Genomic DNA, 19,609 nt, shown 5'->3' with positions numbered 1-19,609 from the left:
CGGATGACTACCATACCACCCTGAACGGAGGAAGGCGTCCCCCGACCGCCACAGGTCGACACCCGATCGGGGCAAGAGCATCAACTTCTGATACGACAGGAGAAGACAAGCGGGAGTCGCCGAAAACACGCAGTTTATCATTAACAGGCGAGAAGAGAGGCGGCAGCCATCCCTCCTGGAATGACACCTTATGCCCTTGTCACCGGGCCGGTGACGGGTTGACAAGGTTTCAAAACGAGCCGTGACGCCCATTGGCGTGATGAATGACACAAAAATGACTTTTACTGCCTCTCGCGCCCCATCTTATTGGGGCCTGCTCCCCTTGCGAATGGCAGGAAATTGTTTGACTCTAGCCAGAAGAGCACCTCCCGAGAGAACAGCGGTATGACGGAGTCCGATGCATCTCGCCAGCCTGTACGCTGGCTTCTGCCCTTCTGGGTGATGATTGCCACCCTGACCACGGCTGACCTCAGGGCGGATGAGCGCGTCATCCTGCAACTTCCCTGGCAGCACCAGTTCCAGTTTGCCGGTTACTACGCCGCCATCGCCAAGGGGTTCTACCGGGAGGCCGGTCTGCAGGTCACCCTGCGGGAGGCGGGGCCGGGCACCGACGTCATCAATGAAGTCACCACGGGTCGCGCCCAGTTCGGCATCCGCGGCAGTGATCTGCTGCTGGCCCGGGCAGCTGGCCGCCCAGTGGTGGTGCTCGCCGCCATGTTGCAGCACTCCCCCCTGATGCTCATCACCCTGGAGCGGCCGGATATCCAGACCCCGGGCGATCTGGCCAACAAGCGGCTGATGCTCGAACCCGGCTCCAACGAGCTGCTCACCTACCTGCATCGCTACACCCGCAGCCGGCAGTGGGATACCCTGCCCTACGAGCGGGGGGTCCAAGCACTGCTGAGGGGCCAGGCGGACGCCATCAGCGCCTACAGCACAACCGAGCCCTTCACCTTGCAGCAACAGGGCATTCCCTACCGGGTGTTCAGTCCCCGCGACATCGGGTACGACTTCTACGGAGACAACCTCTTCACCTCGGAAAATGAGGTCTTCAACCAGCAGGAACGGGTCCAGCGCTTCTTGCAGGCCAGCCTCAAGGGGTGGCGCTATGCCATGGATCATCCCGAGGAGATGATCAACCTGATCCTGGAGCACTACCCCAGCGGGGCCGGGCGTGAGGCGCTCGCCTTCGAGGCCCGTGAAACCCGGGCCCTGATGCAGCCCGACATCATCGAGCCCGGCTACATGCAGCAGGATCGCTGGCAGCAGATCGCCCGCACCTACCAGGAGGCCGGGATGATCAAGGCGGTGCCCAACCTCACCCCCTTCCTCTACAACAGTACCCAGGCGAGCCTTCGCCAGCAGCGCCAACTGCTCGACAGGAGCGTGGCCATCGCCATGCTGATCTCCTTCTCCCTGCTGGCCCTGCTCGGCGTCTTCCTGCACCTCTATCTGCGTCTGCGGGAAGAGGCCAGTGACCGACAGCGGCTCACCCGGGAACTGGCCCAGCGCGAGCAGCACTACCGTTTCGTGGCGGAGAACAGCGGCGACGTGATCTGGACCATGGACACCGACAGCCTGCGTTTTCGTTACATCAGCCCCGCCATCGCGTCCCTGAGCGGCTATGAGCCCGCCGAACTCTTTGCCCTCTCCCTGCGCCAGCTGCTCCCCGATGAGTCCTGGAAACAGCTTCGCGACGGCATCACCGCCTCCCTCGAGGCCTGGCAACGGGGGGATCATGGGCAGACCCGGTGCGTCATCCACTCCCAGCTGCGCCACAAGCAGGGTCATCTGGTGGCCATCGAGACGGTCACTACCTTGCATGGCAGCGCCAGCACAAGACCGGACGCCATTTTGGGGGTGACCCGGGATGTCACCGAACGTTCGGCCCGGGAGGAGATGATGCGCCGCCTCGCCTTCTATGACCCCCTCACCGGCCTGGCCAACCGCCGCCTGCTGCAACAGCGGCTCAAGGAGACCCTGGAGCAGGCTCCCCAGCAGCCCCTGGCCCTGGTCTTCATCGATCTCGACCACTTCAAGCCCATCAATGACACCTTCGGCCACGAAACCGGCGACCTGCTGCTCAAGTTGGTGGCCGAGCGCATGGGGGAGTGCGTCAGGGAAGAAGATCTGGTGGCACGCCTTGGGGGGGACGAATTCGTCATCATGCTGCCCGATACGGATGCCTCGGCCCTCGCGGTCGCCGACAAGCTGCACCACTGCCTGCATCACCCCTTCCAGCTTGAGCAGCAGGCGCTGCGCATCTCCGGCAGCATAGGGGTCGCCCTCTATCCGGATCACGGCACCGACCCCAAGACCCTGATGCACCACGCCGATCAGGCCATGTATCAAGCCAAGCACCATGGCCGGGGCAGGGTCTGCCTGTTTTCCACCGGGCAGGATCCCCTCCCCGGCACCCTGCAATGGCAGCCCGCCCACGCATGCGGCCACCCCCGCATCGATGCGGACCACCGCCAGCTCTACCTGCTGGCCAACCGCTTGCTCGAGCACATGCAGGATCCCGGCATCCATCCGGATGCCTTGCTGGCAGACATGGCGCAGATATTCGAGATGGCGCGCCAGCACTTCCTCCTCGAAGAGCAGGTCCTCGCGCAATATGGCTATGAGGAGCTGGCGGCCCATCGCCAGGAGCACCAGCATCTGCTGAAAAAAGCCGGTCAGCTGATGGCGGCCGCACAGGCGGGCACCCTTGGCAACGACGCCCTGCTCAACTTCATCATTCAGGAGCTGGTCGTGGGTCACATGAGCCAGGCGGATCGCCGTTATTTCCCCCTGATGAAAACCTGCGATGCCCGCGAGGCGGTGTGAGACCCGAAAACAGGGGGCACGTGCCCCCTGTGTTTACCTCTGACTTCGGCGCACAAGCAGGCTGTAGTAGAGCAGCGGGATCACCACCAGGGTGAGCAGGGTGGAAACCAGGATCCCGAAGATCAGGCTGATGGCGAGGCCATTGAAGATGGGGTCATCCAGGATGAAAAGCGCCCCTATCATGGCCGCCAGCGCCGTCAGCATGATGGGTTTGGCTCGCACCTGCGCCGCCTCGATCACCGCCTGCTCGAACGCCATGCCACTCGCTCGCTGCTGCTCGATGAAATCCACCAGCAGGATGCTGTTGCGCACGATGATCCCGGCCAGGGCAATCATCCCTATCATCGAGGTGGCGGTGAACTGGGCCCCCAGCAGGGCGTGACCCGGCATCACCCCGATGAGGGTGAGCGGAATGGGGGCCATGATGATGAGCGGCACCAGATAGGAGCGGAACTGGGCCACCACCAGCAGGTAGATGAGGATCATCCCCACCCCGTAGGCCAGCCCCATGTCGCGGAAGGTCTCGTAGGTTATCTTCCACTCCCCGTCCCACAAGAGGGCCACCTCCCCCAGCTTGTCGGGCTGATGCACGTAATACTGTGGCAGCGAGATGTCGGCACCGGCGGCAAACATGCCGTAGAGCGGGCTGTCGGCATGGCCGCCCATGTCAGCCACCACCATCACCATGGGCTGCATGTTCTTGTGCATGAGGTAACTGGGGGCGACCTCGTCACGACGGCTCACCAGCTCGGAGACCCGCACCAGCTGGCCGCTCTGGCTGCGCACCTTGAGAGCCAGGATGCCGGTCAGATCCCGCTTGTCACCGGGGGCGAGCTCGATGCGGATCGGCACCGGATACTTGGCGCCTTGCCCCTGCAGCCAGCTGGCATCCTGATAGCCCACCCCGCCATTGAGGGTCGCCACCAGATCCCCGAGATCGACCCCGAGCAGGGCCGCCTGGGCGCGATCCACCACCAGCCGCCACTTGGGCTGGGGGTCGGTCAGATAGATGTCCACGTCCACCAGATCCGCCGTGGCCACAAAGCGGGCCTGTACGGCGCGGGCAGCGGCTTCACGGGCGGCCTGCGTCGGGCCATACACTTCCGCGACGATGGGCGACCAGACAGGCGGTCCCGGGGGCACCTCCACCACCTTGAGGTTGCCCCCTGCCGCGCTGGCGATGGCCTGCAAGGGCGCACGCACCGACCGGGCAATCTCGTGACTGCTGCGATCCCGTTCATGCTTGTCCACCAGATTGACCTGAATATCACCCACGTTGGCGCCGCTGCGGATGAAGTAGTGGCGCACCAACCCGTTGAAGTTGATGGGGGCGGCGGTGCCGGCGTAGATCTGGTAATCCTTCACCTCGGGCACCCTGGCGAGCTCCCGACCCACCGCCAGCAGGGTGCGCTCGGTCTGCTCCAGGGTCGCCCCCTCCGGCATGTCGAGCACCAGCTGGAATTCCGACTTGTTGTCAAAGGGGAGCATCTTGAGCACCACCCACTGCACCACGGGCATGGCGGCCGCCCCCGCCACCAGCAGCAGAATGGCCAGCCAAAGCTTGTGTCTCGCTCTTTTGGCACCCGCCCCCATCAGGAAGGGGGTCATCAGCCGGTGAAAGAGCCCGGCCTTGGCCTCACCGTGGGCGACATGCCCCTCGCGCTTGAGCAGGTGATTGGCCAGCCAGGGAGAGAAGATAAAAGCCACCAGCAGGGAGATGAGCATCCCCATGCTCGCATTGATGGGGATGGGGCTCATGTAGGGGCCCATCAGGCCGCTGACGAAGGCCATGGGCAGCAGGGCCGCGATGACGGTCAGGGTCGCCAGTATGGTCGGCCCCCCCACCTCGTCCACCGCACCCGGAATGAGATCCTTGAGGGACCCCTTGCCCAAACCGCGATGGCGGTGAATGTTCTCCACCACGACGATGGCGTCATCCACCAGGATGCCGATGGAGAAGATAAGGGCAAAGAGGGACACCCGGTTGAGGGTAAAGCCCCACGCCCAGCTGGCAAAGAGGGTCAGCGCCAGGGTGATGACGATGGCGACCCCCACCACCAGCGCTTCGCGCCACCCCATGCTCACCAGCACCAGCAATACCACCGCCGTGGTGGCAAAGATGAGCTTGCCGATGAGGGTGTTGGATTTGGTCTCGGCGGTGACGCCGTAGTCACGGGTCACCGTCACCTCGACCCCAGCCGGGATGAGCCGATTCCTGAGGCTCTCCACCCGTGCCTCCACCCGCTTGGCCACCTCCACCGCGTTCTGCCCCGGCTGCTTGCCGATGGCCAGGGTCACCGCCGGGTAGCTGGCTTGCCCCTGCCCCATCCAGCTGCGCTGGACCGGTGTCTCTTCCCCAAGCGCCACCCGGGCCACCTCACCGAGATAGACGGGCTTGCCGTCGTGCAGCCCCACCACCAGCTCCCGGGCCTCCTGCTCGCTTTGCAGGAACTGCCCCACCTGCACCTTGATCTCCCGGTTGTCTTGCACCACGGCCTGCTCGCTACCCGCCTGGTTGGCGGCGGCGAGCCGTTGGTTCAGCTCGCCCCAGCTGATGCCGTGGGCGCTGAGGGCCGCCGGATCCGGCATCACCCGCAACACGGCGCTCTGGCTGCCCAGCGTGTAGATGTCCCGGGTACCGGGAATGCGCTTGAGTTCGGTCTCCAGCTCGTGGGCGACCCGGGTCAGATCGGGGGCCCCCAGCTGCTTGCTCCCCTCTTTGCTCCAATCTTTGCTCCATAAGGTCAGACTGACGATGGGAACATCGTCTATTCCCCTGGGTTTCACCAGAGGCTGACCCACCCCCAGCCCCTGGGGCAGCCAGTCTCGATGGGAGTCGAGCTGGTTGTTGAGATCCACGATGGCCTGCTCCCGGCTCACCCCCACCTTGAACACCACCACCAGCAGGGCGCCATCGGGTTGGGAGAAGGAGTAGAGGGTATCTATCCCCTTTATCTGGGAGACCACCTGCTCGGCAGGGGTGGTGACGAGGGACTCCACCTCTGCCGGGCTGGCCCCCGGGAAGGGAATGTAGACGTCGGCGAAGGTGACATCGATCTGGGGCTCCTCCTCCTTGGGGGTCACCAGCACGGCAAAGAGGCCGAGCAAGAGCCCCACCAGCGCCAGCAGCGGGGTGATGGCCGAGCCCTGAAACAGGGCCGCCAGCCGACCCGCCGGCCCCAGGCGGCCATGGTTGCCGTTCAGCTCGCTACTCATGGGGCACCTCCTGTTGACGGCTCCAGGCATCGGGGGCCAGGGTGTCACCGCCCTTGAGACCCGCCAGGACCTCGCACAGCCCAGCCTCGCAGTGGCCGACTCGCACCGGGGTCAGGGCCCAGCCCTCCCCCTCTTTGAGGTAAACGCCGTTGAACTCCCCCTGCCGCAGCAGGGCGGGCTCCGGCACTTGCAACACCTGACGCTCACCCTGTTTGAGCTGCACCTTGAGCCACATGCCGGGCAGCACCCCTGCCGTGTTCGGCGGCAGATCGAGGCGCAGCCGGAAACTGTGGCTCTGGCTGTCGGCGTAGTTGAAGCGGGTCAGCTTGACGGGAGTCACGGCCTTGCCACCGGGCAGCAGCACCTGCACATCCAACGGCTGGCCGGCGAGAGCCAGCGCGGACTGGGGCAGCTCCAGCTCCACCCTCAGCTCGCCCAGGGAGAAACCGGATAGCAGCGGCGTACCGGGGGCCACCGTCTCCCCCAGCTCCACCAGCCGCCTGGTCACCACCCCGGCGTAGGGGGCGAGGATACGGGTATAGCCGTAGGCTTCCCGGGCCTGGATGAGGGCGGCCTCGGCGGCATTGACCTCGGCGCGGGCGGCCCGATCCGTTGCCTGGGCGTTGTCGAGCTGGGCCCGGGTGATCACCCCCTTGGCGATGAGGGCCTGATAACGGGTGAGCTGGCGCTCGGCCTCCACCTGCTGGGCCTGGGCCCTGGCCACCCGCGCCTCGGCGCCGGTCACGGCGGCAGACTGCTCCTTGCCGCTTATCTCGAGCAAGGGTTGCCCGGCCTGTACCTCGTCGTTCACATCCACCAGCATGCGGGAGACCCGGCCACTGGTCTGGGCCGCGACCGTCCCCTGATGAATGGCGCTCACGGTACCGCTCAGGGTGAGCCAGTCGGTGACGCGCTGCGGGGTCAGCGTCAGCGACCCCTTGGCCTCCTCGGCCGCCACCAGGGTGGATGTCATGACCAGCAGGGTGGTCACCAGCAACCGGATTGTGTTCATCATGATTCTCCTTCCCTGGCTCATTGGCACCTTGAAAACTCAGGCAATACGGTGCTGGCGAGCCTTCTCCAGCACCCTGTTCCAGACCTTGTCCACCAGCAGGATCCCGGCCGCCATGGCCCCGATGAACAACAATATCATGGGCTGTCCGCTGGAAATGAGACTCAAGGCAGGCCCTGGACAGATGCCGACCAGGCCCCAACCGATCCCGAACAGTGCGGCCCCGCCAATCAGGCGGCGATCCAGCACGGGAGCGGGGACCCGGGCCATGGGCTCCCCCAGCAGGCTCAGACGACGGGGCTTCACCAGCAGGAAGTAGCCCGGCATGAAGACAGCCAGGGCCCCTCCCATCACGAAGGCCAGGCTGGGATCCCAGGCACCGGCCAGATCGAGAAACCCGGTGACCCGCGCCGGATCCATCATCCCGGAGAGGGCCATTCCCAGCCCGAACAACAGACCCGCAAACAGACTTGTCAGCAATTTCATGGCAATCAACCCGTCAAAACATGTGGTGAGTAAAGAACACGGTCGCCACGCCCATCCCCATAAAGGTGAGAGTCGCCACCACGGAGCGCGTCGACAGCCGCCCCATGCCGCAGATGCCGTGACCGCTGGTGCAGCCATTGCCAAGACGGGTGCCGATGCCCACCAGCAGGCCGGCCAGCACCACCACGGGCCAGCCGGGCAAGGCATCAAAGGCGGGCATGGTGGCCCAACCCAGGGTCAGCGCCAGCCAGGCCCCCAGTCCCAATCCCAGCAGAAACAGCACACGCCAGGGGGTTTTGTACTGCATTGCACCGGCCAGAATGCCGCTGATCCCGGCCACCCGGCCGTTGAACAACATCAGGATCAGGGCCGAGAGCCCCGCCAGCATGCCGCCCCCCAACGAGAGCAGCCATTGGCTTTCCATCATCGAATTTCCTCATCTGAGTGACAAAAATGGGTTTGCAGCGCCGCCAGCACATCGGCCGCCGCCTCGCTCACCAGGGAGTAGTAGATCTGCTGGGAGACTTTGCGCGAGCGGACAAGGCCCTGGCGCTTCAATACCGACAGTTGCTGGGAGAAGGCCGACTGCCCGAGCTGGCTGTGGGCCAGCAGCTCCCCGACCCCCTTCTCCCCTTCCACCAGCTGGCAGAGCACCATCAGGCGTTCGGGATGAGCCAGCGCCTTGAGCAGGCCGGCGGCGGCTGTCGCATGTCGGTTCATCTCGTCGAAGTGGCTCATAAGATTAAATTAGCAATTGCTGATATTTGTTCTATTGTATAAAACATCCCTAAATTAGCAATCACTAAACAAGAAAGGAGACGAGAAATGACTGTCGATAACGGAGTCAGAGTGGTCGCAGGTGGCATGTTGCTGCTGTCGCTGCTGCTCACGGCCTGGGTCCACCCGGGCTTTGTCTGGTTGAGCGTCTTTGTCGGGGTCAACCTGATCCAGAGCGCGTTCACCGGGGTCTGTCCCGCCGCCGCCGTGCTCAGGCGAATGGGGCTCAAATAGGCAGGCAGACATATTGGCTCACAGGAGCCGTGTAATAGAGCGGAGGCTCATTATGGCAACCATCATCATCATCGGGGCAGGGTTGGGGGGCATGTCGGCCGCCTACGAGCTCAAGGCCGAACTCGGCAAGCAGCACGACGTCATCCTGGTGAACGACAAACCCGACTTTGAATTCAACCCTTCGAACCCGTGGATTGCGGTCCGGTGGCGAGAGCGCAAGGATATCTCCCTCCCCATAGAGCCTCATGTGAAGAAGAAGGGGATCCGCTTCATCCACGCCGCCCTGACCGGGTTGCAACCCCTCGAACAGCAGATCCGCCTCTCCGATGGCCAGCACCTGCACTACGACTTTCTGGTGCTCTGCACCGGCCCCGCACTCGCCTTTGAAGAGGTGCAGGGTGCGGGCCCGACGGCGGGCGGCACCGCCAGCGTCTGCACCCTCTCCCACGCAGAGGAGTGCCTGCACAGTGTCAACGGGCTGCTCGACGAACCGGGTCCGGTGATCGTCGGTGCCATGCCCGGCGCCTCCTGCTTCGGCCCGGCCTACGAATACGCCTTCATCCTCGATCGCCACCTGCGCGACAAGAAGGTGAGAAAGGACGTGCCCATGACCTTTGTCACCAGCGAACCCTACATCGGTCACCTCGGCCTCAACGGCGTGGGGGATTCCAAGGGCATGCTGGAGAGCGAGCTGCGCATGCGCGACATGCAATGGATCTGCAATGCCCGCACCGTGGCGGCCAGGGATGGGGTGATGACGGTGGAGGAGCTGGATGAAGATGGCAACGTCAAGCGCACCCACAGCCTCCCCTACAAGCATGCCATGATGCTGCCCGCCTTCGCCGGCATCAGCCCCCTGCGGGGCCTTGAGGGGCTGGTCAATCCCCGCGGGTTCGTCATCGTCGACGAACACCAGCGCAACCCTGTCTTCCCGCAGATTTACGCCGCCGGGGTCTGCATCGCCATCCCGCCCCAGCACAAGACGCCGGTACCGACCGGGGTGCCCAAGACCGGCTACATGATCGAGGCCATGGTGCGTACCTTAAGCCACAACATCAAGGCGGAGCTGGACGGCCAGCCCCCGGTCACCCGGGCGGTGTGGAATGCCATCTGTCTGGCGGACATGGGGGACACAGGGGCCGCCTTCGTGGCCATGCCGCAGATCCCGCCGCGCAACGTCGCCTGGTTCAAGAAAGGGAAGTGGGTCCACCTGGCCAAGATAGCGTTCGAGAAGTATTTCCTGCACAAGATGCAGGTGGGTGACACCGAACCCATCTATGAAAAACTGATGCTCAAATACCTGGGCATCGACAAGACCCGGTAACCCCCCAAGGGCCCGCCGGTGAAGGGAAGAGGGCTCCCTTCACCGGCTCTTTCATCTCTTTTTTATTATGTTTCAATATGTTGCTATCAAGGGCTCGGGGTTTACCCAGGCCGCCGTATCGGCTACCATGTCGCCTCTTTATCACTAGCGGAGACCATCGGTGGGCAACTCATCAAGTGACAGACGCACGCCGGCCCTCGTCGTCGGCACCCTGGTCGCGAGCTAGCCGCAGGTTTTTCTCTGCCGCGACTCGCCACCCTGCGAGAAGTGGATCCCTCTTTTCCCCGCTTTTCACACTTGACGTCAGGTGACGCGGACTCATCCCACGACACCTTGCCTGCATAGTTTCTGCTTCCCAAAAGGAGGCTGCTATGCGCTTGATTTCAAACAACCCTGTCGCTGACAAATCCCCTTCCCTGCTGAGCAGACTGGGACGGGGCCTGCGACCACTCTGGCAACGTGGCAGACGGCGTCAGCACCTCTATCGGCTGCACATCCGCTGCGAAGACAGAGCCGACATGGAGCAGGTGCTGGCGGCAGTGAGCCACACCCTGCAACCGGCCGGACTCAGGCCTATGCAGTCCATGCAGCCCGGGCGCGGTGAAGGCCGCGTGCTGGTGCTGAGCCTCTACTGCACGCCGCCCCAGCGCCGCTATCTGGTGCAGTTCATCCACCAGGTCGGGGCTGTCCACCCGGTACGCTGGGAACTGCGCCCCCGCGCCGGGGACGACGCCACCAGGCATTGACCCTCGAATGAGGCGGGTCCTTCCCGGGCAACCGTGAAGGCCCTCTTCCCTGCTCTGCGCCATCCCGCCCCGTCAGGAGGCGGGTCGCGCCCTTGCATTCACCACGATGTCGACCTTGCCCCCCGTCTCTCACGCAACCCGGGGGCGAAGGCTGGTCGGCATCCCCAGAAGGAGACCCTTCATGAGAATGTGGCAACAACTCGATTTTCTCGCCCTGCTCGACACCCTGGCCAGCCTGCTGCTCGCCTTCGTGCTGGGCAGCCTGGTCGGCCTGGAGCGCCAGTACCGCCAGCGCACCGCCGGCCTTCGCACCAACGTGCTGGTCGCCGTGGGGGCGGCCCTGTTCGTCAACCTGGCCCAGCGCATCTATGACCTGCATGGTGGCACCTATGGGGTCGTCCACGTGGTGGCCTACATCGTCTCCGGCATCGGTTTTCTCGGCGCTGGCGTCATCATGCGCGAGTCCGGCAACATCCGGGGCATCAACACAGCGGCCACCCTGTGGGGCGTGGCCGCTGTCGGGGCCGCCTGCGGCGCCGGGTTCGCCCTGGAGGCCATCCTCGGCGCCCTCTTCGTGCTGGCCGCCAACACCCTGCTGCGCCCCCTGGTCAACCAGATAAACCGTGACCCGGTGGACAACATGGACACCGAAGTGACCTATCACGTGACCGCTCTCATCGGCCGCGCTCACCAGAAGGAGGTACTGCCCTGGCTCGAGCAGATGCTGGAGCAGGCCCACTACCCCCTGAGCGAGCTCGACATCACCCCCTTCGGCGATCAGGATCTCGAGATCTCGGCGGCGCTGCTCGCCACCGCCATCGATGGCACCAAGCTCGATGCCCTGATGAACACGCTCGGGGAGCACCCTCACATCAAGCAGATCTTCTGGCGGGCCAGCATCACCGATTGACGCCCTCATACCAGACGCAGCACAAAAAGCCCCGCCGGATCCGGCGGGGCTTTTCACAGGAAAGGGAAGCCGTGTGCCTAGCGGCGGCTGCGCCAGCGCACCCTGGGGTTAATGACCTGGGCGGTCTGGGCAGGGGGATTGCCCGCGATGAGTTGCTGCATCATCTCGAAGGCGGCCCGGGCCAGGGCCGGGCAATCCTGGGCCACGGAATCGATGCGCATGGGGATGCAGTCGAGCAGATCGTGATCGTCGAAGGTACACAGGCGCATGCCGGTCTCCATCAGTTCCGCCTCGTTGAGGTAGCGCAGCACCCCCTCCAGCAGGGTGAAGGAGGCGGTAAAAAGCCCCTTCGGCGGCGCCCCGAGTTCGTCCACCAGCTCAGACATCAGCTGATAACCCGAGCTCGGCTGGTAGTCACGGTGGCGGACCCGGTCTGAAGTGGCCTCCAGCCCGGCCCGGTGCAACCCGAGCTCGTAACCCGCCAGCCGGTGGCGGCTGGGGGAGAGATCCAGCAGGCCGCCGAAGTAGTAGATCTCCTCCCCGCAATCCTCGGCCATATCCTGTACCAGCTCGGCGGTAGCCTTGCAGGCGTCCGAGATCACCATGGGCAGGCGCGACTCACCGATGTGGCGGTCGAGCTGCACCACCGGCAAGCGGTCGTGGATGCGGGCATAGATATCGTCGCTATGGCCACTGGAGGCGACGATGAGGCCATCCACCTGACGGCTGATGAGGTTGTCCACCACCCGCTGCTCCAGGGTGGGGTCATCCTCTGAGCAGGCGATGAGCAGCTGGATCCCCACCTCCCGACAGCGGGCCTCCAGGGCACGGGCGATGCTGGCGAAGCCGAAGTTGGTGAGGTCGGGGATCACCAGCCCCCAGGTGTAGCTGCGCACCTCCCGCAGGGAGCGGGCATGGATGCTCGGCTGATAGTGGCACTCGTCCGCCACCGCCTGGATCCGCTTGCGGGTATCGTCGGCGATGCGGTATTCCGCACTCTTGCCGTTGAGCACCAGGCTGGCGGTGGCCTTGGAGACCCCCGCAAGCGTGGCTATCTGGGCAATCGTGATCCGTTTCTTCTTCTCCACCTGACCTCCCGGCAAACTGATACCGGGCTATTGTACTAGGCAGGTCGCCAGCGGCCAGTGATCGAGGCAAATTTTGCTGCCATCACCACCGCAACGTGCGGAAAGTACTGGGTTTTCGCCGGGGAAGTAACGGGTCGACAAGCTCTGGCGCCCGCCATCGACGAAGCACTCCAGGCTGGAGCGGTCACACAAGACGGTGATCTTGCCCCCAAGCCAGGGGGCGCTTCGCTCCTCCCACTCCCCGCTCTGCCAGTTCTGGCGCCGCAGCACAAGACGCCCCGGCTGCCACACCAGCTCGACCACGGCCCCGAACCCGAGGCGCCCTTCACCGCACAGCGCCAGATCGAGCCAGGCCGAGTCGATGGCAAGGCGCGGCAGCTCGCCCGGCGCCCCCTCGAAGCGGGTCTGCTCCCCTTTCAGGGCGCCCAGCTCTGCCACCGGCCGCTGGCAGAGCCACTCATCCTGCCAGAACAGCTCCCGCGGGCAGCTCATCTGGTGGATCCAGCCGTGATCGAGAGTGGGCTGGCTCATCTCGTTCTCCTCCGGCAAGCCCAGCCAGCCGAACAGCAGGCGCCGCCCCTGGCTGTCCTGAGTGGTCTGCGGCGCATAGAACTCGAAGCCCCTGTCCAGTTCATGGAAAGCCCCGTGGGCGAAATGCTCGCCGTCGAAGTCACCCGCCAGCCAGCCGCACTGGTAGAGGTTGTGATAATCCTCTCCCTGCGGGGCAATCCCCTGCGGGCAGCTGATCAGCACATGGCGATCTCCCAGGGGGAAGAGGTCCGGACACTCCCACATATAGCCAAACTCCCCGAGACCGCCGCGCCCGCTGCCGGCGATGGGGCCCACCAGCGTCCAGGCATCCAGGGTGTCACCGCGATAGAGCAGCACCTCCCCCCGATCGTCCAGGGTGCGGGCCCCCAGCACCATCAGCCACTGCCGACCGTCGTGCCACACCTTGGGGTCGCGCACATGGCCGCTGTAGCCTGCGGGCAGGTCCAGCACAGGGCCCAGCTTGGCAAAGCCCCCCGCACCGTCGGCGCGGGCCAGACACTGGTAGGCGGTGCGGCTGCCGTCCGGGTATTTGACGTTGCCGGTGTAGATGAGGGTCAGACGCCCCTGCTCATCGCTCACCGCCGAGCCCGAATAGCAGCCGTGGCTCTCATAGGCCTCGGTGGGCAATAGCGCCACCGGCTCATGCTGCCAGTGCAGCAGATCGGTGGAGGTGACATGCCCCCAGCCCTTGTTGCGGTGCTCGCAACCGAGCGGGTTCCACTGGTAGAAAAGATGGTAGTGCCCGTCGTGCTCGATGAAACCGTTGGGATCGTTGAGCAGCCCCACCGGGGCTGCCAGATGCCAGCGGGGCCGATGGGGATCGGCCGCCACCTTGAGCTGTCCGGCCAGCAGGGACCGGACAACCTGGTTGAGGAATTGGCTTTCCTTCATCACTCCACCTTGTACTTGAGCAGGTAGGAGGCGGCGAAAGCGGCGCCGAAGGCGATCACCAGACCGATGACGTAGTGGATGAGGCTCATGGGCTGGACGATGGCCATGCCGGGGATGCCGGTCAGGCCCACCGCCGTCATGCCGACCTTGGCCGCCACCACGTAGGCGCCGCCGCAGGCCCCGCCGAACAGACCGGCCAGGAAGGGCTTGATGTAGCGCAGGTTGACCCCGAAGATCGCCGCCTCGGTGATGCCGAGCAGGCAGGACATGGCCGCCGGCACCGTGATGGCCTTGATCTTCACGTCCCGGGTCTTGAAGTAGACCGCCAGACAAGCCCCACCCTGTGCCACGTTGGCCATGGCCCAGATGGGCAGCAGGAAGTTGACGCCGATGGCAGGGTTGGCCAGCAGGCCCGCCTCAATGGCGTGGAAGCTGTGGTGGATGCCGGTGATGACGATGAGCGAATAGGTGCCGCCAAACACCAGACCCGCCAGCCAGCCTGCCTGCTCATAGAGGGCGCTCAGACCGAACGAGATGCCATCCCCCAGCACCCGACCGGCGGGGCCGATGAAGAGCAGCGCCACGAAGCCGGTGATGATGACGGTCAAAAACGGGGTGAGGATGAGATCCAGGGCGTCAGGGATGCGCTTGCGCAGCTGCTTCTCCAGGTGGGACATGAACCAGACCGCCAGGAGCACCGGGAAGACGGTGCCCTGGTAGCCGATCATGGCGACATCCAGGCCGAAGAAATCCATGGTCTTAAAGCCCCCGGCCACGCCCCAGGCGTTGGTCAGGGCCGGGTGGGTGAGAATGCCGCCGAGCGTCGCCCCCAGATAGGGGTTTCCGCCGAATTCGCGCGCCGCCGTAAAACCGATGAGGATCGGCAGGATGATGAAGGCTGCCGAGCTGAACATGTCGAGCATGACGAACAGGGCGCTGTCGGCGTTGACCCAGCCGTAGGTGCGCACCATGCCGAGCAGCCCCATCAGCAGACCGGAGGCGACGATGGCCGGAATGATGGGCACGAAGATGTTGGAGAGGGTCCGCGCCAGACGCTGGGCCACGTTGAGCTTGGCCGTCGCCATGTCGGTCAGCTCCGCCTTGCTGGCGGTGCCGGTCCCGGTTAGGGTGACGAACTCCGCATAGACCTTGTTGACCAGGCCGGTGCCGAAAATGACCTGGATCTGGCCAGCGTTGCTGAAGCACCCCTTGACCCCCTCCAGCTTGTCGATGGCGGCCTTGTTCACCTTGCTGTCGTCCGCCAGCACCAGCCGCAGCCGGGTGGCGCAGTGGGCGGCGCTGACGATGTTCTCCTTGCCCCCGAGCAGGGGCACCAGATCCTGGGCTATCGCACTGATATTCATATTCTTCCTCTTATGGCCCGCCGTCGGCAGGCCCATGTCACATGAGAGTAGGGTCTGTCGACCCGCGGTTCTAGCCGCGGATCAACAGCCGTCTGCGCCTGATCGCAAAAATTCATCCAGCCGGGTGCGGGTGGGCAGTGCCGTCATCGCCCCCTTGGCGGTGGTGGCGAGCGCCCCGCAGCCGTGGGCCTGAGCCAGGATGGCGGGCAGCTCGGCCAGCGTCGGCAGCGAGGTCCGTTCGGCCAAGGCCACCAGCAGCCCGGCGACGAAGGCGTCCCCCGCCCCCGTGGTATCGAGTGGCGTCACTTTGGGCCCCACCCACTCCAGCAACTCGCCACCCAGACGGGCCACCACGCCCCCCGCCCCCCGGGTCACCAGCACCAGTGCCGGGCCTGAAAGAGTGGCAAGCCCCGCCGCCAGATCGTCCAGACCGCTCAGCAGTTGCAGCTCCTCCACCGAGAGCTTGACCACGTCTGCGAGGGCCATGGCCTCGCGCACCACGGGCAGCATCTCGGCAGGGTTGCCCCACACCTCTGGCCTCAGGTTGGGGTCGAAGCAGACCCGCCCCCCGACGGCCCGGATGGTCGCCATGGCTTGCAGGCAACTGCTGCGCACCGGCTCGTTGGCGAGCGCAATGGAGCAGGTCAGCAGCCACTGCCCGGCCTGGAAGACCGGCAGATCGGCGTGGCTCAGGAACTGATCGGCGCTCGGGCGCACCATGAAGGTGAAACTGCGCTCCCCCGCCTCATCGAGATCCACCAGCACCGTGCTGGTGCGATGGGCCGGATCCAGGATCAGGTGGCGAATGTCGACCCCCTCCCTGGCCAGGGTCTCCCCCATGAAGCGGCCGAAGGGATCCGCGCCGACCCGGCCAATGAAGGCCGACTCCCCGCCGAGCCGGGCAACGCCCACCGCCACGTTGGCCGGTGCGCCACCCGGACACTTGAGGTAGTGCTGCTCCCCTTCCGGGATCAAGTCCACTACCGCATCCCCCATTACCCACACACGATTCGTCACCTTGTTGCTACTCCACTGCTGCACAGGATTTGCCGGGGTCAGCCCCGGGTTCTGGGTCCGCATTATCAGCTAAACCGTTTTAGCTAACCAACAGATCCCGGGGCCGCCTGCCATTTTTGTGATCGGGATAACGAACTAGAACCAGGTTTCCATCTGCACGCCGAAGTTCCACTCGCCCCCGGCGGTGAAGTTGCTCTGGCCCATGGCATCGGAGCTGGCGTAGTTGTCGAGCTCGGAGGACCAGTCCATCCAGGTGGCGAACACCCGAAGCTCGGGCCGCTCGAAGAAGCCGGCGGTCTGCGCCTTGAAAGTCGGCGCGAAGGTGAGCTTGGTGAAATCGCCGCTCACCGCCTGACGACCCTTGTAGCCCTTGGGATCGAGGTCCATGTACTGCCAGGTCGCCTCGTAGACCAGCTCGACGTTCTGGCTCAGCACCTGGGCCAGGCGGCCATTGAGGGTCACCCAGCGGTACTCGTCCCCTTTCACGTAACGATCCTGGCTGTGCTCGGCCAGCAGGGCCGGGGCCACACGCCAGCGGGGCGCAAGATCGGTGGCGCCAAACACGGCGACCCGCACCGCATCGGCATCCGGCAGCAGCTCGCTGTCGGAGCCCAGCCCCTTGAGCTCGGCACCCAGACCGTGGCCATACAGCACCGCCGCCTTGGAGAAACCGGGGTTGATGCCAAAGAAGCTGTCGGCGTGGTAGGCCACCAGGGTGTGGGCCCCCTTGTTCGCCGCTTCGCTGCCCGCGCCGCCGTCATTGATGCGCGCCTCGTTGTCCTTGGCGGAGAGGCCGTTCAGCATCCACTGCCAGTTGCCAACGCGGTTGTTCATGGTGAGGATGTAGCTCTCAATGTCGGAGAGACCGCTCGCGCTGATGTCGCCGTAGTCGCGCCCGTAGAGGGAGAAGTTCGCCTTCCAGCTGTCGGCCAGCTGCACGTCGTAGACGCCGCCGCCGGTGCCGGCCAGGAAGACCACGTCCGAGTCGAGCCAGTGGATGTCGAAGTTGTCCCGGTCAAAGCGCTTGCCCGCCCAGAGCACCGAGTGCTGGAAGGGGCCGCTGAAGCTCGCCAGATCGCCGATTTCGGCAAACACCTGGCGGGTGTTGAGGCTGGAATCGCTGGCGGTCCAGTCGTTGCTGGTCTCCACTCCGTCCGCCAGCATCAGCTTGTAGCGGGCCCAGCTGCCATCGTCGAAGGTCTGGGTCTTCAGCAGGTTGGCCTCCATGTAGGTGTCATCCTCGTTGCCAAGGCGACCCACGGCGCCGCCCACCGAGCCGGCCGGGGTGATGTAGGGGCCGCCGCGGCCACCGTTGCCGTTGCCGTTCACCAGCAGGCCCGAGCGGGCATAGCCGTGGAACTCGAAGCCCTGGGCCCCGGCGGTCTGCTTGTCCACCTTCTCGCTCTGGGCCTTGGCCACCACGGCCGTCTCGCGGGCTTCGTTTGCCTTGCTCTGGGCCTCGTCGGCCCGCGCTTCGGCAGCGGTGGCCCGCGCCTCGGCTGCCTGCACCCGCGCCTCCAGCGCCGCCAGCCTGGCTTCGATACCACCATCCGCCGCCCACAGCGGGCTGCTCATTCCCAATCCCAGCGCCACGGCCAGCGCCAACTTGCTCTTGAACATCGTCATCGTCCTCACCTGTCTTCTGTCGCCCGTCCGGGCTCTGTTGTTGTTGACGAGCCGAGGATAGCTAAACCGCTTTAGCTGACTCAATATGCCAGCTAAACCGTTTCAGCAGGAGTGTGAGCGGGATAACATTTGTACAGGGGGAATTGGCGGAAGTTGTGAGGAGGATCCCTCATCGGGATCCACTCAATAAGGGGGGATCCAGGCCAGATGGCGGGCAAAAAAAAGCCGGCACATCCGTGCCGGCTTGGGTAACGTGGGTCGCGTTTATTTGGTCAGATCGTCGAAGAAGCGTTTCACCCCTTCGAAGAAGCCTTCGGATTTCGGCTTGTGGGTCTTGGCAGCGGCGCCGCTGAAGGAGTCGTCCAGCTGGCGCAGCAGATCTTTCTGGGTCTCGGTCAGCTTGACCGGAGTCTCGATCACCACCTTGCACATCAGATCCCCCACCTGGCCGGAGCGCACGGACTTGACGCCCTTGCCCCGCAGGCGGAACAGCTTGCCGGTCTGGGTTTCTGCCGTGACCTTGAGCTTGACCCGGCCATCCAGGGTCGGCACCTCGATCTCGCCGCCGAGCGCCGCCGTGGTGAAGCTGATGGGCACTTCGCAGTAGAGGTCGTTGCCGTCACGGACGAAGATCTCGTGCTCGCGCACGTGAACCTGTACGTAGAGATCCCCCGCCGATGCGCCGGTTTCCCCCGCTTCCCCTTCGCCGGAGAGACGGATGCGATCCCCGGTATCGACCCCGGCCGGGATCTTGACCGACAGGGTCTTGGTCTTCTGGTAGCGCCCTTCCCCATGGCACTTGCGGCACGGATCCTTGATGATCTTGCCGCGACCGTGACAGTGGGGGCAGGGCTGCTGCACCGCGAAGAAGCCCTGGCGCATCTGCACCTGGCCGGAGCCGTGGCAGGTGGGGCAGGTCTGGGCCTGGCTTCCGGTATGGGCACCGGAGCCGTTGCACACTTCGCAGTGGACCTGGGTCGGGATCTTGATCTCCTTGGAGACCCCGCGCACCGCCTCTTCCAGCGTCAGCTCCATGTTGTAGCGCAGGTCGGAGCCACGGGCCGGGCCGCGACGACCGCCCCCGCGACCACCGAAGATGTCGCCAAACACGTCGCCGAAGATATCGCCGAAATCGGCACCACCGCCAAAGCCGCCGTGGCCGCCACCCTGGCTCGGATCCACCCCGGCATGACCGTACTGGTCATAACGGGCACGCAGGTTCTCGTCGGTCAGGACCTCGTAGGCTTCCTTGACCTCTTTGAACTTCTCTTCAGCCCCGGCATCACCCTGGTTGCGATCCGGGTGATACTTCATGGCCAGACGCTTGTACGCCTTCTTGATCTCGCGCTCGTCGGCACCTTTCGACACCCCGAGCACTTCGTAGAAATCGCGCTTCGACATACTCATCCTGTTGCTATATCAGCAGTTACGCAGACGGGCGTTGGTTACCCAACGCCCGTAAATTCATTGACGAATCTGCTCACACTCTTACTACGAAGCCGTGATCAAGGCTCATGTGCTGCTCGGAATCCTCACG

16 protein-coding genes are annotated in these 19,609 nt (G+C 64.7%); 5 read left to right on the top strand and 11 right to left on the bottom strand.

All coding sequences use genetic code 11. The features are described 5' to 3' along the window. The first annotated feature begins 441 nt into the window (after positions 1-441). A complete protein-coding gene (locus AB5Y51_RS08895; protein ID WP_368178324.1) occupies positions 442-2,829 on the top strand; it encodes a diguanylate cyclase in 2,388 nt (795 codons plus the stop codon). Positions 2,830-2,862: 33 nt separating this feature from the next. On the opposite strand, the gene AB5Y51_RS08890 is transcribed toward AB5Y51_RS08895, so the two are convergent. Genes AB5Y51_RS08890 through AB5Y51_RS08870 form a run of 5 tightly spaced genes read right to left on the bottom strand, consistent with a single transcriptional unit; the run spans position 2,863 to position 8,281 of the window. Beyond that, the gene (locus tag AB5Y51_RS08890; protein ID WP_368178299.1) at positions 2,863-6,045 is read right to left on the bottom strand and encodes an efflux RND transporter permease subunit; all 3,183 of its coding nucleotides are present in this window, start codon (positions 6,043-6,045) and stop codon (positions 2,863-2,865) included. After that, positions 6,038-7,057, bottom strand: coding sequence for an efflux RND transporter periplasmic adaptor subunit (locus AB5Y51_RS08885; RefSeq protein ID WP_368178323.1), 1,020 nt, complete (start codon positions 7,055-7,057; stop codon positions 6,038-6,040). Before AB5Y51_RS08885 ends, AB5Y51_RS08890 begins: the two co-directional genes overlap by 8 nt. A 39-nt stretch (positions 7,058-7,096) precedes the next feature. Continuing rightward, entirely contained in the window at positions 7,097-7,543 is a 447-nt protein-coding gene (locus tag AB5Y51_RS08880) for a YeeE/YedE family protein (RefSeq protein WP_041214809.1), read from the bottom strand. A gap of 13 nt (positions 7,544-7,556) precedes the next feature. Further along, positions 7,557-7,970, bottom strand: coding sequence for a YeeE/YedE family protein (locus AB5Y51_RS08875; RefSeq protein WP_162540542.1), 414 nt, complete (start codon positions 7,968-7,970; stop codon positions 7,557-7,559). Then, positions 7,967-8,281 carry a metalloregulator ArsR/SmtB family transcription factor gene (locus tag AB5Y51_RS08870; RefSeq protein ID WP_041214807.1) on the bottom strand — a complete coding sequence of 105 codons (315 nt, stop codon included), beginning with the start codon at positions 8,279-8,281 and terminating at the stop codon, positions 7,967-7,969. Before AB5Y51_RS08870 ends, AB5Y51_RS08875 begins: the two co-directional genes overlap by 4 nt. 87 nt (positions 8,282-8,368) lie before the next feature. Here AB5Y51_RS08870 and AB5Y51_RS08865 point away from each other — a divergent pair, with 87 nt between their 5' ends. From AB5Y51_RS08865 to AB5Y51_RS08850, 4 genes are all read left to right on the top strand, one after another. Beyond that, entirely contained in the window at positions 8,369-8,554 is a 186-nt protein-coding gene (locus tag AB5Y51_RS08865; RefSeq protein ID WP_041213243.1) for a DUF2892 domain-containing protein, read from the top strand. Between the two features lie 52 nt (positions 8,555-8,606). Further along, positions 8,607-9,878, top strand: coding sequence for an NAD(P)/FAD-dependent oxidoreductase (locus AB5Y51_RS08860; RefSeq protein ID WP_039039227.1), 1,272 nt, complete (start codon positions 8,607-8,609; stop codon positions 9,876-9,878). 371 nt (positions 9,879-10,249) lie between these two features. Then, the gene (locus AB5Y51_RS08855; RefSeq protein WP_274799219.1) at positions 10,250-10,624 is read left to right on the top strand and encodes a hypothetical protein; all 375 of its coding nucleotides are present in this window, start codon (positions 10,250-10,252) and stop codon (positions 10,622-10,624) included. A gap of 181 nt (positions 10,625-10,805) precedes the next feature. Further along, the gene (locus tag AB5Y51_RS08850) at positions 10,806-11,534 is read left to right on the top strand and encodes an MgtC/SapB family protein (RefSeq protein WP_368178298.1); all 729 of its coding nucleotides are present in this window, start codon (positions 10,806-10,808) and stop codon (positions 11,532-11,534) included. Positions 11,535-11,611: 77 nt separating this feature from the next. On the opposite strand, the gene AB5Y51_RS08845 is transcribed toward AB5Y51_RS08850, so the two are convergent. The 6 genes from AB5Y51_RS08845 to dnaJ form a co-directional block, all read right to left on the bottom strand. Next, complete coding sequence (locus AB5Y51_RS08845) at positions 11,612-12,622, bottom strand: LacI family DNA-binding transcriptional regulator (protein ID WP_266136589.1); 1,011 nt, start codon at positions 12,620-12,622, stop codon at positions 11,612-11,614. A 27-nt stretch (positions 12,623-12,649) separates the two neighbouring features. Continuing rightward, positions 12,650-14,065: a glycoside hydrolase family 32 protein gene (locus AB5Y51_RS08840; protein WP_368178297.1), complete on the bottom strand. Its 1,416-nt coding sequence runs from the start codon at positions 14,063-14,065 to the stop codon at positions 12,650-12,652. Then, positions 14,065-15,429 carry a sucrose-specific PTS transporter subunit IIBC gene (locus tag AB5Y51_RS08835; protein ID WP_041214803.1) on the bottom strand — a complete coding sequence of 455 codons (1,365 nt, stop codon included), beginning with the start codon at positions 15,427-15,429 and terminating at the stop codon, positions 14,065-14,067. Before AB5Y51_RS08835 ends, AB5Y51_RS08840 begins: the two co-directional genes overlap by 1 nt. Positions 15,430-15,510: 81 nt before the next feature. Beyond that, complete coding sequence (locus tag AB5Y51_RS08830; protein ID WP_323922898.1) at positions 15,511-16,470, bottom strand: aminoimidazole riboside kinase; 960 nt, start codon at positions 16,468-16,470, stop codon at positions 15,511-15,513. Between the two features lie 111 nt (positions 16,471-16,581). Further along, entirely contained in the window at positions 16,582-18,072 is a 1,491-nt protein-coding gene (locus AB5Y51_RS08825; protein WP_080944225.1) for a carbohydrate porin, read from the bottom strand. 264 nt (positions 18,073-18,336) lie between these two features. Then, on the bottom strand, positions 18,337-19,473 hold the full coding sequence (dnaJ, locus tag AB5Y51_RS08820) for a molecular chaperone DnaJ (RefSeq protein WP_201890229.1): 1,137 nt from the start codon (positions 19,471-19,473) through the stop codon (positions 18,337-18,339). Positions 19,474-19,609 lie beyond the last annotated feature (136 nt).

This window comes from Aeromonas sp. R7-1 (genome assembly GCF_040908115.1).
Lineage (GTDB): Bacteria > Pseudomonadota > Gammaproteobacteria > Enterobacterales > Aeromonadaceae > Aeromonas > Aeromonas caviae.
The sequence above is the reverse complement of the archived record's forward strand: the minus strand, read 5'-3'. Positions and strand labels throughout refer to the sequence as shown.

Bases quoted from the DNA above. Each gene is read 5' to 3' on its own strand.
- AB5Y51_RS08885 (WP_368178323.1), bottom strand. From the start codon at position 7,057: ATGAACACAATCCGGTTGCTGGTGACCACCCTGCTGGTCATGACATCC.
- AB5Y51_RS08870 (WP_041214807.1), bottom strand. From the start codon at position 8,281: ATGAGCCACTTCGACGAGATGAACCGACATGCGACAGCCGCCGCCGGC.
- AB5Y51_RS08860 (WP_039039227.1), top strand. From the start codon at position 8,607: ATGGCAACCATCATCATCATCGGGGCAGGGTTGGGGGGCATGTCGGCC.
- AB5Y51_RS08840 (WP_368178297.1), bottom strand. From the start codon at position 14,065: ATGAAGGAAAGCCAATTCCTCAACCAGGTTGTCCGGTCCCTGCTGGCC.
- AB5Y51_RS08890 (WP_368178299.1), bottom strand. From the start codon at position 6,045: ATGAGTAGCGAGCTGAACGGCAACCATGGCCGCCTGGGGCCGGCGGGT.
- AB5Y51_RS08875 (WP_162540542.1), bottom strand. From the start codon at position 7,970: ATGATGGAAAGCCAATGGCTGCTCTCGTTGGGGGGCGGCATGCTGGCG.
- AB5Y51_RS08835 (WP_041214803.1), bottom strand. From the start codon at position 15,429: ATGAATATCAGTGCGATAGCCCAGGATCTGGTGCCCCTGCTCGGGGGC.
- AB5Y51_RS08850 (WP_368178298.1), top strand. From the start codon at position 10,806: ATGAGAATGTGGCAACAACTCGATTTTCTCGCCCTGCTCGACACCCTG.
- AB5Y51_RS08895 (WP_368178324.1), top strand. From the start codon at position 442: ATGATTGCCACCCTGACCACGGCTGACCTCAGGGCGGATGAGCGCGTC.
- AB5Y51_RS08880 (WP_041214809.1), bottom strand. From the start codon at position 7,543: ATGAAATTGCTGACAAGTCTGTTTGCGGGTCTGTTGTTCGGGCTGGGA.
- dnaJ (WP_201890229.1), bottom strand. From the start codon at position 19,473: ATGTCGAAGCGCGATTTCTACGAAGTGCTCGGGGTGTCGAAAGGTGCC.
- AB5Y51_RS08855 (WP_274799219.1), top strand. From the start codon at position 10,250: ATGCGCTTGATTTCAAACAACCCTGTCGCTGACAAATCCCCTTCCCTG.
- AB5Y51_RS08865 (WP_041213243.1), top strand. From the start codon at position 8,369: ATGACTGTCGATAACGGAGTCAGAGTGGTCGCAGGTGGCATGTTGCTG.
- AB5Y51_RS08825 (WP_080944225.1), bottom strand. From the start codon at position 18,072: ATGACGATGTTCAAGAGCAAGTTGGCGCTGGCCGTGGCGCTGGGATTG.